This is a genomic window from Haloquadratum walsbyi J07HQW2, from assembly GCF_000415985.1.
Lineage (GTDB): Archaea > Halobacteriota > Halobacteria > Halobacteriales > Haloferacaceae > Haloquadratum > Haloquadratum walsbyi_B.
Window position 1 is genome coordinate 2,917,048 of sequence record NZ_KE356561.1, and the last position, 14,463, is coordinate 2,931,510.

18 protein-coding genes are annotated in these 14,463 nt (G+C 47.8%); 5 read left to right on the forward strand and 13 right to left on the reverse strand.

Annotated features, from left to right (window positions below; genetic code table 11):
- Window positions 1-35: 35 nt before the first annotated feature.
- The 4 genes from J07HQW2_RS20095 to J07HQW2_RS18890 all read right to left on the reverse strand — a co-directional run bounded on the left by J07HQW2_RS20095 (window position 36) and on the right by J07HQW2_RS18890 (window position 1,327).
- Window positions 36-197, reverse strand: coding sequence for a zinc ribbon domain-containing protein (locus J07HQW2_RS20095; protein WP_394324615.1), 162 nt, complete (start codon window positions 195-197; stop codon window positions 36-38).
- On the reverse strand, window positions 158-478 hold the full coding sequence (locus J07HQW2_RS18880) for a transposase (RefSeq protein ID WP_021056182.1): 321 nt from the start codon (window positions 476-478) through the stop codon (window positions 158-160). The genes J07HQW2_RS20095 and J07HQW2_RS18880 overlap by 40 nt, the downstream gene beginning before the upstream one ends.
- Before the next feature lie 264 nt (window positions 479-742).
- Complete coding sequence (locus J07HQW2_RS18885; protein ID WP_303704152.1) at window positions 743-949, reverse strand: hypothetical protein; 207 nt, start codon at window positions 947-949, stop codon at window positions 743-745.
- Window positions 950-1,132: 183 nt separating this feature from the next.
- The gene (locus J07HQW2_RS18890) at window positions 1,133-1,327 is read right to left on the reverse strand and encodes a helix-turn-helix domain-containing protein (RefSeq protein ID WP_303704153.1); all 195 of its coding nucleotides are present in this window, start codon (window positions 1,325-1,327) and stop codon (window positions 1,133-1,135) included.
- Between the two features lie 258 nt (window positions 1,328-1,585).
- Here J07HQW2_RS18890 and J07HQW2_RS13765 point away from each other — a divergent pair, with 258 nt between their 5' ends.
- Together J07HQW2_RS13765 and J07HQW2_RS13770 are read left to right on the forward strand one after the other, a co-directional pair.
- Window positions 1,586-2,626, forward strand: coding sequence for a transcription initiation factor IIB (locus tag J07HQW2_RS13765; RefSeq protein ID WP_021056184.1), 1,041 nt, complete (start codon window positions 1,586-1,588; stop codon window positions 2,624-2,626).
- A 247-nt stretch (window positions 2,627-2,873) separates the two neighbouring features.
- On the forward strand, window positions 2,874-3,350 hold the full coding sequence (locus tag J07HQW2_RS13770; protein WP_021056185.1) for an NUDIX domain-containing protein: 477 nt from the start codon (window positions 2,874-2,876) through the stop codon (window positions 3,348-3,350).
- Window positions 3,351-3,597: 247 nt separating this feature from the next.
- On the opposite strand, the gene J07HQW2_RS13775 is transcribed toward J07HQW2_RS13770, so the two are convergent.
- Window positions 3,598-4,920 carry an asparagine synthase C-terminal domain-containing protein gene (locus J07HQW2_RS13775; RefSeq protein ID WP_021056188.1) on the reverse strand — a complete coding sequence of 441 codons (1,323 nt, stop codon included), beginning with the start codon at window positions 4,918-4,920 and terminating at the stop codon, window positions 3,598-3,600.
- 3 nt (window positions 4,921-4,923) lie between these two features.
- On the reverse strand, window positions 4,924-5,607 hold the full coding sequence (locus tag J07HQW2_RS13780) for a PHP domain-containing protein (protein WP_021056189.1): 684 nt from the start codon (window positions 5,605-5,607) through the stop codon (window positions 4,924-4,926).
- A 134-nt stretch (window positions 5,608-5,741) separates the two neighbouring features.
- Between J07HQW2_RS13780 and purL the strand changes: the two genes are divergently transcribed.
- Window positions 5,742-7,919, forward strand: a complete 2,178-nt coding sequence (gene purL / locus J07HQW2_RS13785) for a phosphoribosylformylglycinamidine synthase subunit PurL (RefSeq protein WP_021056190.1) — start codon at window positions 5,742-5,744, stop codon at window positions 7,917-7,919.
- Window positions 7,920-8,145: 226 nt separating this feature from the next.
- On the opposite strand, the gene J07HQW2_RS18895 is transcribed toward purL, so the two are convergent.
- Window positions 8,146-8,310 (reverse strand): DUF7550 family protein, encoded by a 165-nt coding sequence (locus J07HQW2_RS18895; protein WP_021056191.1) that lies wholly within the window; start codon window positions 8,308-8,310, stop codon window positions 8,146-8,148.
- A gap of 147 nt (window positions 8,311-8,457) precedes the next feature.
- On the opposite strand from J07HQW2_RS18895, the gene hisF reads away from it, so the two are divergent.
- Entirely contained in the window at window positions 8,458-9,270 is an 813-nt protein-coding gene (gene hisF, locus J07HQW2_RS13790; protein WP_021056192.1) for an imidazole glycerol phosphate synthase subunit HisF, read from the forward strand.
- Window positions 9,271-9,784: 514 nt separating this feature from the next.
- On the opposite strand, the gene J07HQW2_RS13795 is transcribed toward hisF, so the two are convergent.
- Together J07HQW2_RS13795 and J07HQW2_RS13800 are read right to left on the reverse strand one after the other, a co-directional pair.
- Window positions 9,785-10,075 carry a DNA-directed RNA polymerase subunit L gene (locus J07HQW2_RS13795; protein ID WP_021056193.1) on the reverse strand — a complete coding sequence of 97 codons (291 nt, stop codon included), beginning with the start codon at window positions 10,073-10,075 and terminating at the stop codon, window positions 9,785-9,787.
- Window positions 10,076-10,100: 25 nt separating this feature from the next.
- Window positions 10,101-11,141, reverse strand: a complete 1,041-nt coding sequence (locus tag J07HQW2_RS13800) for an MBL fold metallo-hydrolase (RefSeq protein ID WP_021056194.1) — start codon at window positions 11,139-11,141, stop codon at window positions 10,101-10,103.
- A gap of 591 nt (window positions 11,142-11,732) precedes the next feature.
- Here J07HQW2_RS13800 and J07HQW2_RS13810 point away from each other — a divergent pair.
- Window positions 11,733-11,933 carry a hypothetical protein gene (locus J07HQW2_RS13810; protein ID WP_021056195.1) on the forward strand — a complete coding sequence of 67 codons (201 nt, stop codon included), beginning with the start codon at window positions 11,733-11,735 and terminating at the stop codon, window positions 11,931-11,933.
- 525 nt (window positions 11,934-12,458) lie between these two features.
- On the opposite strand, the gene J07HQW2_RS13815 is transcribed toward J07HQW2_RS13810, so the two are convergent.
- The 4 genes from J07HQW2_RS13815 to J07HQW2_RS18905 form a co-directional block, all read right to left on the reverse strand.
- Window positions 12,459-12,938: a DUF5793 family protein gene (locus J07HQW2_RS13815; RefSeq protein WP_021056196.1), complete on the reverse strand. Its 480-nt coding sequence runs from the start codon at window positions 12,936-12,938 to the stop codon at window positions 12,459-12,461.
- A 510-nt stretch (window positions 12,939-13,448) separates the two neighbouring features.
- On the reverse strand, window positions 13,449-13,643 hold the full coding sequence (locus tag J07HQW2_RS18900) for a hypothetical protein (protein ID WP_021056197.1): 195 nt from the start codon (window positions 13,641-13,643) through the stop codon (window positions 13,449-13,451).
- Window positions 13,644-13,717: 74 nt separating this feature from the next.
- Complete coding sequence (locus J07HQW2_RS13820) at window positions 13,718-13,915, reverse strand: hypothetical protein (RefSeq protein ID WP_021056198.1); 198 nt, start codon at window positions 13,913-13,915, stop codon at window positions 13,718-13,720.
- A 20-nt stretch (window positions 13,916-13,935) separates the two neighbouring features.
- Window positions 13,936-14,406 carry a hypothetical protein gene (locus J07HQW2_RS18905; RefSeq protein ID WP_303704158.1) on the reverse strand — a complete coding sequence of 157 codons (471 nt, stop codon included), beginning with the start codon at window positions 14,404-14,406 and terminating at the stop codon, window positions 13,936-13,938.
- Window positions 14,407-14,463: the final 57 nt, after the last annotated feature.

Here is a 14,463-nt window from a genome sequence, read left to right on the forward strand (position 1 = left end):
CATCATGGTGATACTCGCCCTCAGAGATACCAGTCTCATAGACATTCGTTCGGACTGTCCCAGCCCAGCCCTAACTCTTCTTCGGTAAACTCCACCCCCAATTCCTCTAATCCAAGTTGCTGAACTCCCAGAGCTGCATTATAATCCCTGTCCGCTGTCAATCCACAGCTCGGACAGGAATGCTCTCGAACCCACAATGGCTTATCAGACTCAACGCCACACTACACTTTGCACACCGTTTTGTCGTCCCTTCTGGTGGGACTTTCACGAGATGGCACCCATTCTTCTTTCCATGTCGCTCGAATGCTTGGATTGTCGCATACCACGACATTGCAGCGATATTCCGAGCATTTCTATCCTGCTCAGTCATCGCAGCCACATCCGAATCTTCGAGAAACACGGCATCGTATTCTTGGGTGTCCCAGTGAGCAAGCTTGTCACGATCACGATAATCCTCTTGCTCTCTTCGATTTGTCAATCGCTTATCTGCACGTGCTAACGACTGTCGAGATTTGTTCCAGTTTTCGGATTCGTACTGCTCTGCTTGCGAGAAAGTGAGCGGTGTCGTTTCTCAACTCGCTCACGGTCTCTCACCTCACCTCCTCTAGTCGAACAAAAACCCGATTATCTGAATCGTGAATGAACGTGGTAACACCGAGGTCAATTCCAACGGTATCCTCTACACAAATACTGTCGGCGGCAGGTTTGTCTGGATAGTCAGCGTTGTATTCGACAACAATACTTACCGTCCAGTCGCCAGTCGCCAGTCGCCAGTCGCCTGTCGCCTGTTGTCTGTTGTCTGTTGTCTGTTGTCTGTTGTCTGCTTTGTGAGGATAACTTCGGTGATGTCAGCGGTATCTGGGAGCTGTCGATGGTAGTCCAAGTTGAAATTACCAATCTGTGAGAAGTGTCCAATAGCGTGACCAGACTGACCCGTGTTAGTATCCACGTCAAAGCCAGACTGGTTATACTTGATGCTATGCTACGATACTCTCGTGGTGCTTTCCAGTTGAGACTTGAGACGACCAACATCGAATCTACGTTCTTTGAGCGAGTCGAGAACACTGTCGCTATGTTTGATACGACGAACTGCCATTTGAAGGCATTTCGAGTACACTCCTTTCTACTCTGATCATTTGTGCTTCCATTTGGGAAGCATATTTTGCATCGTGTTGTACGATGGCTTGTTATACTCAGGTGCGGGTCTATACTCTTGTGTGAGTGCGTGGTTGTATACTTCACGGCAGGTTTGAATGGCTTGCCACGCACTCTCGGCAGTAGTGGTGTCCTCTGGCACTGCTCGGTATTGGAACGCTTCTTCAACCACCAACTCGATTCAAAGACTACTGTTAGTTGTATTTTTGGGACAATCAGTAGACGGCTGTATCCCATCACCTCCCTACTCGTCAGCGGAGCTGACTCCCTGAGGAAGGGGAGTTAGCCTCGTTGTTGTTAAATTCCCTTATTCCCTCAAAAGTAGCTATTAATTTCGAATAAAGAACTGAACCGGCCGCCAGATATATATTGCATTCGAGCAATTTTGTTCTTAGAGAAACGAGCTGTTTATTCCGTTCTCTCAACTGTTATGACTGACAATAGTCACCATTCCCCAGCCGCAACGCGCGCACGCGCGAAGACATCAGACGAACGCACGGAGGCTGATCAACAAGATGTAGATACGACTGTGTCTGATGAGACGACACAGTCTACAGAATCTACAGAAACACTTCGCTGTCCAGAGTGTGATTCGAATCGGATTATTACAGATGATGAACATGGTGAAACCGTCTGCTCAGACTGTGGGCTTGTTGTTGATGAAGATTCAATTGACCGTGGTCCTGAATGGCGTGCTTTTGACAGCGCTGAGCGCGATCAGAAATCTCGTGTTGGCGCTCCGACAACGAATTTGATGCATGATAAAGGTCTGTCAACAAATATTGGGTGGCAGGACAAAGACGCATACGGAAACTCCTTATCATCAACTCAACGCCAGAAGATGCAGCGACTTCGGACATGGAATGAGCGGTTTCGTACTCGCGATTCAAAAGAGCGAAATCTCAAACAAGCACTTGGTGAAATTGATCGAATGGCATCAGCACTTGGACTCCCTGAGAATGTCCGCGAGACTGCTTCCGTTATCTATCGTCGGGCGCTTGATGAAGAACTGCTTCCTGGTCGGTCAATCGAAGGCGTCGCTACCGCTTCACTGTATGCTGCTGCTCGGCAGGCTGGAACGCCGCGGTCACTCGATGAAATCACAAACGTCTCACGCGTAGGTCGTGATGAAATTGCGCGTACGTATCGGTATGTTGTACGTGAGCTCAAACTCCAGATCAAACCAGCTGATCCTGAACAGTATGTCCCTCGATTTGCCTCTGACCTTGATCTCTCAGATGAAGCTGAGCGACGTGCTCGCCAACTTCTCCGCAGTGCGAAAGAACAAGGCGTCCATTCGGGGAAGTCTCCGGTTGGGCTTGCAGCAGCAGCTGTATACGCCGCATCACTACTCATCAATGAGAAAGTAACTCAAAAAGAAGTCAGTAGCGTAGCAAATATCTCCGAAGTGACAATTCGTAACCGATATCACGAGTTGCTTGAAGCTGAAGAACAACTTTCTACCGCATAGGTGCCGATACACTATTTTATTTAGGACGGCTCAGTGAGACTGCGACCGGCACAAAACACGCGGTCATAACAATTGAATATATGCATATTTGCGTTGAGTCGTGAACTACCTCGGGTCAAGCCGCATGGAATTAGCCGTGATCGCCGGTAAGAACCTGGGAAAGCATAGCATCGCATCCGGCTATTATATCATTAATTTAAGCTATTGAAAACACCTGAGTCAAGTATCTCACAACAAAGTTCATAACATGGAGACGACGCGACATTTCACGACAACCGTGTATATTGTTGAAGATGATGCAACAGCGTTACATCGTCATGAGGGGCTTGGAATTCGTATTCCACCTGGAGGTCATATCGATCGCGACGAGCTTCCGCATGAAGCAGGACTCCGCGAAGTGTATGAAGAGACCGGGCTTAATGCAGAACTCATTCACACATCGGCAGCGGTTGATGCGCCTGCTGGAAAGGCACTTCCTCACCCTCGATATCAGATGCTCTATGACGTCACCTCTCACGAGGATGGAACAGCCAGTCACCAACACATTGATCATGTATATTATGCACGGGTTGATAGCCGCTCTATTTCTCCGAGTGAACCTGATGAAGCTCCATCATCAGCGTGGGAATGGTATGACAAAACTGATCTTACGGCGAGCGATCTTGACCCCGACACTATTCAATTAGGACATGAAGCTATCGATGCTGCACAAACGCACGATTAGGCTATGCTGAAAGTGGTTTCTTGTGTGATGGAATGTGATGTAATATGGCGTACGCGCTTCCTCCCACGGCTAAAGCCACTGCTACCGCTGTGATATTGAAAGATACCGCACTGAGCTATCTCCATGATCGGCAAACACTTTTCGGCGAGTCAAATAGCGTGCGTACAGTCGACCAGTAAGATGAATATGAATGATACTATTTGTCATATATTCGTCCCAGAGACAACAGGAATTTGTAATATGGGTATTACTCAATTAACGAGTGGACGTATTTCTGTACATGATTATCCATCCGGCGCTTGAATCCATTTTGGCGAGCGAGTCGGTCAAGCTCGCGTGAAACATATGTTCCATATTGAACGGCTTTTTTTGATGCTGTACGCACAGACTCAGGGACAATCCCATCAGCAGCCATTCTAAGTGCAACTTTTCGTTGGTCACCACGCACAAGGAGTGATTCTGGAAGCGTAAGTGCCGGCTCAACAATATCATCGTGGAGAAACGGTATCACAGGTTCGACACCACTGGCTCGGATAGCAAGAATATCCCGTTCAGCTTGTTTTGGAATTGTTTCAAGTAACTCCCGTCGGGCATCACGAACTGTTGTTGCATTCACGCGTGGGTCGGTTGGTGCCTTCTGTACCTTTGCGTATCCGCCGAACAGTTCATCAGCGCCCTGCCCAAGTGCGAGTTGATCAAAGCCGTCCGCTGCGACGCGTTGTGCAACAAGAAATAGTGGAATCGTAATCGCGAGATCCATTGGATTTGTCCGTCCAATTGTGGAGACAAGCCGCGGAATTGACTCAATGATATCCGTATGTGAAATCTCGACAACACGGAGGTCTGCACTACTGTCCATAGCAGCGATTGCCTCTTTTGCTGCGGTAATATCATGACATCCGTTAAATCCAGCAACATAACAGGGTGATTCTGGGCGTCCGGCAGCAACCATCGCCGAGTCAACCCCACCCGAGAATGCTACTGCTGTCGATGTACCTGAATCATCTTTTTGAGTCTGTGTGATAATTGCTTTCTGAACACGCCTACGTACTACATCATCGTTAGTTTCTACTGGTGGGTCAGGAAGGGACCAATGCTGGTCAATATCAAGATATCCAAATCTGAATCTACTTTTTTCTCCATCTATACTTCCTTGCTCAGCAATATCGGTATTAGTACTAGAACTAGTGTCAGAATCAGTATCAACCGTATTTTCACTTCCACCGATAATATCGGTACCGGATATAACCATTTGTGACGGATCATATACCGCCCCAGCTGGCAACGCCGCAGGTGCTTCAAGAGAAAGTGGATCGAATGCCCAATCAGGCATTACATCCTGCGTGAACTGTCCAGCTGTTTCGAGAAATATTGGCTGACGACCAAGCACATCACGAACGAGCATTCCATTGATGTATCCTGCGAATCCCCCTGTTCCAGACAATGCGACATCTCCGTCAATAGCGTCGTGAACCGTCTTTGCTGGTGCTCCACGAAGTTCAGAATTATCCGTCATTGAGTCGGGTACTTGCTTCCGCTCCGATTCATCTGCCGTTGGATCTGAAACCATCGCTTACACCAACTCAGAGAGTGTTCGCACAATCCGCCGTTTGACACCGCCGCCGAATTGCTTGAATGACACTCGCCACGGGGTTTTTGTCCCAACAACACTCGTTTCGCCAGCAACGATTGCATTGAGAATTGCATCAACAGACTGATGTTCAGTCGCGACTTCGGTGATTGCTTGCCCGACCATCTCACTGATATGTGCATCACTTCCAGCAGTCATCGCGATACTGTGATCCTGTGCAAATTCCTTTGCCTTTCGATTTGCTCGACCAGTTAGAAGTCGGGAATTATACACCTCGATTGCGTCAGCTGAACTCAATTGTGTTGTGGTAATCTCAGCTGCGACACCATGGCGTGCTGATTGAAATGGATGAGGTACAACAGCAATCCCCCCCTGTGATCGAACTCGGCTCACTGTCTCCTCATATGAGAGTTCTGCGGGGACACGCTCTGTGATACCAAACCCAAGCACATGCCCAGCTGCTGATGAAATCTCCATTGCAGGAATCCCAATAAGGCCGTACTCGGGCGCAAGCTCGGCTGCACGCCGACTCGCATCAATCTCGTCGTGGTCTGTCACGGCAAGTGCGTCGAGACCAATTGCTGCCGCTTGCTCCAACAGTAGCTCAATTGAATCGCGACCATCATACGACAGTGACGAGTGTGCGTGGAGCTCGACCGATAACACATGCTGTCGTTACCAACGAGATATAAAAAACGCCCCGGTCCATCCAGAGCACGATAACGACCGAATCAATTAATTCGATACATGATTCCACATATCAAAAACTATTATCTGTAGCTCCCAAAACAACAGCATCAATGGTACTGTCGGACTCAGACCGTGACATCATTACGACTGAACTTGGTCGTGAACTGACGCCTGCAGAAGCTGTATTATTTGAAAATCTATGGAGTGAACACTGTGCATATCGGTCCTCACGCCCTCTTCTTCAGTCGTTCACTACAGGTGATGATAGCTCTGATGATGAGATAGCTGACAATGTGGTAATCGGTCCCGGTGATGACGCAGCGGTAGTCCGTCTTCCAAGTGTTGATGAAGCGTCTGAGACGCCGACTTACATCACAATGGGAATCGAAAGCCACAATCATCCCTCATATGTCGACCCATATGATGGGGCTGCGACCGGCGTTGGCGGGATTGTGCGTGATACATTGTCGATGGGTGCGTATCCGATAGCACTCGCAGATAGTCTTTATTTTGGTTCATTCGATGATGAACGAACGCAATATCTCCTCGATGGAGTTGTCGAAGGTATTGCCGATTACGGGAACGCCATCGGTGTGCCAACTGTTGCTGGAAGTGCTGAATTTCATGACGATTATACAGGAAATCCATTAGTTAATGTTGCCTGTATTGGGTTAGTTACTGATGAACGACTTGTCACCGCTGAGGCACAGTCACCAGATAACAAACTTGTTTTAGTTGGGAATGCGACCGGTCGAGACGGTCTTGGTGGCGCTTCATTTGCCAGTGAAGACCTCTCTGAGGACGCTGAAACGGAAGACAGACCAGCAGTGCAGGTAGGCGATCCTTACACTGAAAAAAGACTTATTGAAGCAAATGAAGAGTTTATTACAGCAGATCTTATTCAATCAGCACGTGATCTCGGTGCTGCTGGACTTGGTGGTGCTTCTTCAGAACTCGTTGCAAAAGGTGGTCTTGGTGCTCGTATTGATCTCGAACGCGTCCATCAGCGCGAACCAGAAATGAACGCAATGGAGATTCTACTTGCGGAGTCACAAGAACGGATGTGTTATGAAGTTCACCCAGACGATGTCGATGCAGTTGGCGACATTGCAACGAAATATGACCTTGGACATGCTGTAATTGGTGAAATACATGACGGAAACTATGTCTGCACATTTGATGATGAGATTGTTGTTGATGTTCCAGCGACACTTCTTGCAGATGGGGCACCAATGAATGATCTCTCTGTGACGACACCATCCATACCAGAGCGATCAGATCCTCCTGAGATTGACCCAGAAACTGCGTTCAATACGGTTGTGAGCGCCCCTAATACGGCATCAAAACACTGGATATATCGGCAATATGATCACGAGGTTGGTCTCCGAACAGCGATGCGTCCTGGTGACGATGCCGCCATCATTGACGTCAGAGAGGCTGGTGTTGGTTTGGCGCTCTCATCTGGGGCAGTCCCAGCATGGACGGCATGTGACCCATATCAGGGTGCTCGAGCTGTAGCACTCGAGAATGCAACAAATATCGCAGTAAAAGGGGCGACTCCGCTTGCTGCGGTTGATTGTCTTAACGGCGGAAATCCGGAGAAAACAGACGTATACGGTGGGTTCAAAGATATCGTTGAAGGTCTCGCAGACATGTGTCACACACTTTCAGTTCCGGTCGTTGGCGGAAACGTATCACTATATAATGACTCCGTATCTGGACCGATCCCTCCGACACCGACGTTGGCGTTGGTAGGGACAACACCAACACTCAATGCCCCACCAGCAGCACTCACTGGGGATGAAACACTTCTATTGGTTGGGCATCAAAGTAATAATCTCGGTGGGTCAGAGCTTCTTGCACAGACTGATGAAACAGACCCGTTTCCGGTACTCCCATCAAATCCAGCAACAGTTATTGATGCACTCACACGTGTGGCAAATCATCAATCGACGCTTGCGACCCATGATGTGAGCACCGGTGGTCTTGCGGTAACACTCGCTGAGTTAATCACTCCAGATGCCGGGGCGAGAGTTACAGTCCCCAATAAGGCATCGCTCTTCACTGAGACACCAGGTCGTGCAGTTATCGAAACGACCGACCCAGATGCTGTTCGAGAAATATTCGAAGATGTTGCACCGGTTATCTCGCTTGGTGATACAACGACAGATGGAATCCTCACAATCGACATTGACCAGGAAAGCACTGTCAGTGAGTCTCCGGCAGTAACTACCGATGCAGCAACAGTCGTTGAACAACGACGTACCCTTCAGAACACACTGGAGTGATCACAGAAATACCGTTATTATATTAGACTATCATACTTTCACCTACACTACGCGCTCATGACTACCGCCAGTTCGTAGTCAAATAATTATCCATGATTTCTATCTTGGCTATTTGCGTCCTTACTTTCATGTGGATACGCTCCTGTGCACAGAATTGACATGGATCATGCTAATGTCGCGTCTTTTATTTACAGATCGTAGCTTAGTTACTCTCAGTTAGGATCGTTCACGACAGAATAAATGGAATCCCAAAAATAATGCCAAGTCCAATAATAGTAATTATGATGCCCGTTGTGACAGCACTCATATTGAATGGCTGCATTGGTGATGTAACGCGTATTGAATCATTACTATCACTTTGATAATCGCCAGTAGTCGTATGTTCATCCATTAGCTTTCAATTTAGAGCCGATTGTAAATATATTCTTGGCTGTATATTAAGATCAAGATAATGTTGAATCTCATAAATGTATATGCAGATATATTGGATGATAGTCGAAACGGTCAAACAAATCATCGATGAATAAATATACATCAGATGTTAACAAAGCGAATTATTCCATGTATTGATGTTGACCTCGATGAAGATGGAAATCCAGCGGTCTATACCGGAATAAACTTTGAAAATCTCGAATATACTGGCGACCCGGTGGAAATGGCAAAACAGTATAACATGGCTGGTGCTGATGAATTTGTCTTTCTTGATATTACTGCTTCCGCTGCAGGTCGTGAAACGATGCTTGAGACAGTGTCTCGTGTTGCCGATGAGATATTCATTCCATTGACCGTCGGCGGGGGTATTCGGACCCGTGAAGATATTAAAGATACACTCCGTGCGGGAGCCGATAAGGTGTCAATTAATACCGCGGCACTAGAGACACCAGAGTTAATCAACAATGGCGCACGTGCATTTGGATCGCAGTGTATTGTGATTTCCGTTGATGCGCGCCGACGATTTGATGAGCAAGGTGAGAATTATTTCTCTGTCGATGGGGAGTCTTGCTGGTTTGAATGCACAGTCAAAGGCGGTCGTGAGGGAACCGGTATCGATGTTCTTGAATGGGTAATGGAGGCTGAAAACCGAGGGGCAGGTGAATTATTTATCAATTCCATCGATGCTGATGGGACAAAAGATGGGTATGATATTCCGCTGACGAGTGCGGTATGTGATACTGTTTCAACACCAGTCATTGCGTCATCAGGGTGTGGAGGACCAGAGGATATGCATGAGGTATTCACTGAGGCCGGTGCAGATGCAGGACTTGCGGCTTCAATTTTCCACTTTGGCGAATATAGTATTGAGGCGACAAAGGAGTATCTCGATGAGCGTGATGTACCCATCCGGACTTGAGATGTCGATATTGCCGCTGTATTTTCAATTTATTGTATAATCATAATTGATATGACATACAATGGTGAAATGTTCTGCGGTCACATCAAAATCTAAACGTTTCTGTTTCAATGACAATATCAGGTATCGTCGATATACGGCGTGTATTCAGGCTATCCCAACAAAGAAAAATCCTCCTCGCAACCTGTTCGAATCGCGATTATAGTTGAATCCCCTCGATCAAAGTCGAGTTCACCTTTTAGACCAGACTGGGACTGGCTGAGGCGCACTCTTAGGCGTGCGCTTGAACAGCGGGACGTTGAAGAACGGAGAGTATGAACCTCCTGCTCAGAGCACTGCTAGTGGCTAGAACAGGAGTCCACACTGGATCCTACCCGTTCACGGGTAGGTAGCTCAAAATAGAGTATACGGAATTGATATATTGCTTCATATCAGGGTGAGTTCAGTCATCGATTAAAATCTCTAGATATCTTCCTGTATCTCCGTGAATACTGAAAGAGCGTTGATAGAAATCTCAGAGTGCTGCGCTAAATGCACTCGTAAAGTCATCTACCGTTGTCTGCACTTGCCGTGATGCGTCACCAAGCGCATCAAGCGGGCCAATATCTGCGTCAGATTCGATTTGAATTGAGAGGACTGGCTCAGTTTGTCCTCCTGATTGCTCGGGATTAACGTCATATGTTGCGGCTGCAACCTCATCAGTCTGAAGCAGTGCTCCTTTGATTACATTCATGAATGTATGGTCTTCACCGGCAACTTCAATTCGAAGTTCAGTGTCTGTTCGTTCGATAACCCGTAATTCCATACATTTATTTTCTGATGGCGGTGTTTCAGTATTTCGTCTCAACAAACAACGTCTCAATATCATCGGTATCCACTGCTACAGGATCAACAAGCTGATACTGCTGACCATGTTCTGCATCTGTGGCTTCAGTTTTGCTGTTTTTATCGACACGCTCTGCGACTCCAGCTTCGACAAGATACATCAGATGAGCAAACGCCTCTCCAGGTCCGTGTAAAATATGAATTGTATCAACTTCGCCAAACAATGCAGCGCTGATACGCCATACGTCTGTGGTGCCCTGCTCAGTGAGAACATCGTACAATCGCTGTGTCCGTTCAATATGATGTGTCCGAATTGTATCAACTCGATCTGCTGGGTCAACAATACGCGCTCTGTGACCAGACCACAAATAATCAAACTCTGCTTTTGACAATTGATCAAGACTGTCGAGATATGTTTTAATCGGAGACTCAACTCGAAGGTCTGCCCCGCCAATGTTCGGTGTATACTCTGGAAGAATCACATCGCCAACAAACGCGAAATGGCTGTTCTTATTCTCACATTGATATCCAACATGACCTGCTGTATGCCCCGGTAAGTGCATGACCGTCAACTCAACATCTCCAACAGAGATGGTCTCTCCATGACTCACTGTGTCGACATCGACTGGCTCACCACCGATTCCGTTGAACCGATCAAGAAAAGATAATAACTCATCTTGTTTTGCCGCTGGAACACCCCACTCTTCAAGTCGCCGTTGTCGTATTTTGCGTCGCTTTGTTGAGTCACTTCCAGCCGCAATGATTCCTGCATCATCTGTATGTGCACGGACAGTCGCTCCTGAGAGATCTTGAATCTCTCCTGCAAGACCCGTATGGTCAGCATGCCAGTGAGTTAAAAGGATTTGATCGATTGATGATAGTGTTATCCCAACCTCATCAAGCCCAGCTTCAAGCTCTGCTCGCGTTTCTGTTGTTGCAATACCGACATCAATGAGCGTGGTGATATCACCGTCCAATAAATATACGTTATTTTCCCCCTCAAATACTCTATTTTCAAGTTGGATTCGGTGGACATCGACTGGCATGCACATGTTACAGACTCCTTCGACATCAGTACTACGTACACTCCGTATCGTCGAAATCGTGACCTACACAGACCGCAGTGCTACAAAAATCATCGGTCTTGGGCATCATCGTCACATCCAGGCTGGCGGTAACCGGAGTATGGTCTTAGTTACGCAAATGAACTACCGCTCCCTACTCACTCGCTTCGCTCGTTCCTTGAGGAAGGGGACTTAGCCTGCAATAGTGAATGTGAATGTGAATGTGAATATGAATATGAACATGAACATGACAGGAACAGAGTGCATTCTCATAGTATTAATCTGGTTGAAATGGGAGTCCACGTTGAATCCTACCAATTTAGCTGAATACGGGTGCTAATCCCCATCCCCTGTCCCCGTGCTTAAGCAACGAGCGAAGCGAGTGAGTACGGCGGGGGCGGCGGGGGGATACAGCACCGTCATCAGTTATGTAGAGAGTTCAATCGATACAGGTACTATCCGGATCCTGCTTGTCGGACTGAATAGTCCGATACTTCCCATGCTTCTGATGATGTTCAAGCGCAACACAAAGCGCGCACTGTTGATTGTGGGCGAGTATCCCACAGCACAGGTATGAGTGGGTCACTCCGAACCGCCCGTGAAGGGAAATCGCCTGCGGAGTCTGGAATCCCTGTGCCCACGGTGGGTATCAATTTTGACACAGAAACAGGAAGCCCTGTCCTCGACAAGCGAGGGGCGAGCAGCCCGAGCGCAGCGGGGCACGGTAGTTCATCCGTGGATATCTCAACACTCTGGAAGCGACACGTGGTGTAACTACAGTCAGTATAGTTATATGATCAAGACGGAGGCCCATGATGGGACTCCGGTCGTGATCACTTGACTGCAGAGAGCACCAGTCTTGCAGTCCGTCAATGACGCTCTTATCGAATAAACTTCGAGCGTCATAACAAAATGTGATGCTTTTACTGAAAAAGATGCTGATAGGATCAAATAACGATTCAAAAAGTAAGAAACATGGATGATTATTCAAAAGATGCGATAATAATAGTTAAAAACAAATAGACGGTTTCATAGGTAAGCTCACGGTGTATGTTTATAGGATATCTGTCTTGGTCGTCATACCAAGATTGGTATCCAATAAAGGGGAATCAGTATTCCTCTGGGTTTGATTGTGGTCACGTCCGCGGTCATGTGATACCTCTAAAATACAAGAAAATTGCATTTCACGCATAAACACCCTTACAGATTTGATGAATGCATGGTCATACCAATAAACTACAGAATCTTACGGTTTTAGCAGTATGAGAAAGAGCAGATTAACCGATGTCCACCAGTCGATTACAACTCAACCCCAGAAGGAATTAGACTATGTGAGCGGAGAAGCTTCCCATCAGCATCGTATACCAGAAATGTTTCTTTGTGATAGACAACAGCCTCGTTTCCCTCAATATATAACTCAACACGATACCTACCGCCTTCAGTATCAACGCCTGCATCGTGACCATATTCTCGAGCAGCTCGAATAAAGGATAAGACGCTATCAGCTGACTCATTGAGTTCAAGAATAAAGTCACCGGTAATCCGGTTTGTTACACTCACTACGCCAGTTGTATCCGGATCCTCGACTGAGCCTTGCAATCGAAATGCAACGTCCGTCTCATCGGCGTCAAGATACTCCCCATTGGGGTCTGTCAACTGTGATTCAAGTACGTCAGCTGGACCATCAAAATCAATCCTAACTTGTGGTTCACGGGGATCTGTATCGTTATCTACCCAAGCAACATCGGTCACGTCCAGTTCGAAGTAATCCCGCCTCATTCCGTATTGATTGATTTGAGACGGGTGAGTATGAACGTAACGTTCACTCAACGTGATAATGCGATGTATTTACCCAATATGTGAACTACCCTACCCTACTCACTCACTGAGACGGCTGTATCAGTTCGTTCCTTGAGGGTAGGGCTTCCGTGCTCTCGCATTAGAAACACTGTCGCTATGTTTGATACGACGAACTGCCATTTGAAGACATTTCGAGTACACTCTTTTCCACTCTGACCATTCTTGCTTCCAATCAGGAAGCATATTCTGCATCGTGTTGTACGATGGCTTGTTATACTCAGGTGCGGGTCTGGACTCTTGTGTGAGTACGTGGTTATATACCTCTCGACAGGTTTGAATGGCATTCCAAGCACTCTCAGCAGTAGTGGTGTCCTCTGCACTGCTCGATATTGGAACGCTTCTTTGACCACTAGTCTGGTGTAAGGACTACTGTTAGTTGAAGTTTTGTAGAAATTAGTAGACGGCTGTATCCCATCACCTCCCTACTCGTCAGCGAAGCTGACTCCTTGAGGAAGGGGACTTAGTCTTTAATAAATTAAATATAATGAATAAATCGGCATCGCTGGCGACTGAGAGTTCAACGGCGCGCTCAGTTGTTACACTCGTGAACGCGCCGGCGCTGATGACCGCCGAGATGCCTGTCGCCGCTGTGTCAAGCGTGGCGAGGCGTTTTGATTGACTCATATGTTATCTTGCTCCCGAAGACCTACCGACGGAATTGAGCCGCTGTACGCCAGCGTGGGGTGGCGTCTTCGTTTTTAAATCGGCGGGTCAGTCCGGTCGTACCCGAACCCGCTCGTTTCCTGTCCGGCGAAGAACTCTGCGATCCCCGAGAGATCGTCTTCCGGTGACGCGTCGGGTCCGGTCGTGTCGACCGTGATCACCATATAGTACTCTTCACCGACGTTGAACCGGAACCCACCGCTGTTTGAGCCGGAATTGCTACCAGTCGGCATCCCAAACCGGGAAGTCTTTATTATAGCCGTTCTGCGTTGAATAGTTTTTTTGAGTTCTTCCCAGTTTGACCGCCACTAGTGTCGTACAGCGTGAAGTTGATGAACGACTGTCCTGCGCCGCCTTCCAGCCAGCTCGGGTCCGTGAAGTAGTAGCTCATCTTGAGCATCACGCTCTGTATTCCCTGATTGACGATTTTGAACGCGTGATCGTCTTCGGGATTCTCGGGGCTTCCAATCTGCGTGACGGCATTGAAGTTGACGCCTGATGCGGCGGTTCCAGTCCCGTCGAGATTGACTTGGAGCGTACCGTTGTCTTCTTCGACGAGTCCAGTATCACCCGGAACGAGCCCGAGGAGTGCGCTGCTGTCGTAAGCAGTTCGCACGCTGACGCTCCGGTCCGCGCTCACGCTGGTGAACGCACCGGTGCCTACCGCCGCTGAGGTGTCTGTCGCCGCAGCGCCGATTGTGGCGAGGAATTTTCGTCGATTCATATTTGTTCTCTGTCGAAACCCACCGGCGGAATCGAACCCCCGCACCACGGCGTGGTG